At 69.6% G+C, this 2335-nt stretch carries 1 protein-coding gene; it reads right to left on the reverse strand.

Features of this window, described 5'->3' with window-relative positions; genetic code table 11:
- The coding region (locus FDZ70_09415; protein ID TLM70023.1) for a right-handed parallel beta-helix repeat-containing protein at positions 1-1033 on the reverse strand (1033 nt) is incomplete at its 3' end.
- Between the last annotated feature and the right edge of the window lie 1302 nt (positions 1034-2335).

Raw genomic sequence — 2335 nt, forward strand, 5'->3', positions numbered from 1 at the left:
GATCAGCTTCGTGGGCTGCATGTCCGGCCTGTCGGATTCGGCCCACGAAGCTGATCCGTTCGCAGCGATGGTCGACGGTGCCCCGGAGCGCGAACCCATGGTTCTCGCCGCCGCCTTGGTTGTTCTCGTAGGCGCGGCACTCTTGGACCGCGATGTCGCGGCAGCCTTCGAACAGGAATCCGTTGAAGCGGCTGCGCTCCGCCCGGACGAGGTGGAGATGGGCGTTGACCGTCCAGTAGCCGTACAGCCCGGTCTGGCACTGCCAGATCGTCACGTCGCTCAGGAAGCCCGCGTTCGGCAGGATGACGCCCTTGTCGCACAGGCCGATGTCCAGCGCATGCAGCTTGCAGTCGGCGGTGCAGTGGTCGACGTCCACGCCATTGCCACCGCACTCGTAGATCCCGCAGCCCTCGACCCACGGAGCGATCGTCTGATGCGCGCCGCTGCCCCGGAAGGCGATCCCATGTCCGGCGAACCTCGAGATCTTCACGCTCTCGATGCGGCAGTAGGTCGCCGCGTAGAGGTGGAGACCGTCCCCGGTCCGATTGTTCTCGCGATTGCCGTCGAGGCACAGGTCCCGCACCACGCCGTAATAGTTCACGCGATCCTCCGGCGTAGTGATCAGGTGGGCGTTCGCGCCGCTCCGCAGCCTGATGATCGACTGCCAGCCCACGCCCCGGAGAGTCACGCCCCCGGACAGCACGATCGTCGAGCTGACGTATGTGCCGGCCGGGAACCACACGACCCCGCCGCCGGCTGCCTTCGCAGCATCGACCGCGGCCGCGAGCGCGGCGGTGTCATCCACGAGCCCGTCGCCGACCGCGCCGAAGCTCTTCACGTCGAACCAGCCGCCGGGCGAGTCCGCCGCAGCGATAGCGGGCTGCGCGGGCTGCGCTACCGAGGCGGTGCCGGTCACGGGAACCGCGACGGCGTCCGACGTCACCAGCGAACGGGGGAGCACGCGCCTGACGGGGCGCGTCACGGCGACAGCGGTGAAGGCCGCGCCCATCCTCAGAAACTCCCTCCGGTCCATCTCGACGCCCCTCTCTCCGATGTGCGACGAACCAACGACTCCTGACGCTGTGTGCGAATGCGATGACCCATGATGCGAACTCACGTACGCGTTCCCGTCCCGCTACTCCCGGCCACCCCGGGGCGAGGGCCCCGCTCTCAGGCGAGGCGCCCGCCCCGGGACGGGAGGGATGAGGAGCATGACCCGCTCAGAGCGGTGGAGCGCTGGCCGGACGGCCCTCGATCCGGAAACCATCGACCCAGGTGGAGTACCCGATGGCTCTGGGGTTCCTCGCCGAGGTGGGGACGATCAGCAGCGTGTGCTGCCCGTTGTCGAGACCGCTGACGGACCACATGACCTGCTGGAACGCGCTGACCGGCGCGTACTGGTCGACGGTCGCCCGCAACACGCCGTCGAGGTACACGTTCGCCTTGCCGCCCGACGTGGTGCGGGCGCCGATCCACTCGATCCCGTTGCCTTCGAACGGCACGACGAACTGCACGCCGGCGGCATAGGCGATCGTGTGCGCGATGCCCCCATCGAACCCGGGACGCGCGAGTTCCGTCCACGCGCCGACGTGAGTGAACTCGGACGAGTCGTCTGGGTAGAGGATGTGGCGCATGCGGATGTCAGCGCACGTCGCGCCGCCCGCGCCGACCTGGATCGAGGTGGCGCCGGCACTCCCGACTGCGCGGTACCACGCCGCCTCGTACGGGTCGTACGCGCCCACGCGGGCGTCGACCGCCCGCACACGGTAGGTACCGGCCGGCAGACCGGCGAACGCGTAGCCGCCGCTGCAGTCGGCAGCGCGAGAGCCGACCAGTTGCCACTCGGTTCCCGCAGCCCGGTACAGCTCGACCCGGATGCCGCGCGCGTAGGCGCAGTCATGCGTGACGTTGCCCATGATCTGCGCGCGCTCGATCCCGAGGTGGTACTCACCCCATCCCCAGTGGTAGTAGCGGCTCACGCTGACGAAGTAGGTACCGTCCGCTGGGGCCACGAACGACGCGCGGCAGGAGCCCGCCCCGTAGTCGTCGTGCATGGCGAGCATCGTCGTGCCGTCCCTGTCGAACACCAGCAACCGCGCGATGAGCGCGGCGGCGCAATCGTCACCAGGGCAGGGCTGGCACCGGCACGCGTGGATCTTGACCACTTCGCCGCGCGCGGCCTGGATCGCGTAGTAGTCCTCGTCGAACTTGTCCGAGATCTCGCCATCGACGCTGTCGCGAACCGGGTTCGCCTGCCGCCACGTGTCGTTCGGCTCCTGCTCGGCCGGCGAGGCCGGCGCCGCCGAGGCCGGCGCCGCGCCGGCCAGCGGCCACG

The sequence above is a fragment of the Actinomycetota bacterium genome, from assembly GCA_005774595.1.
Taxonomy (GTDB): domain Bacteria; phylum Actinomycetota; class Coriobacteriia; order Anaerosomatales; family D1FN1-002; genus D1FN1-002.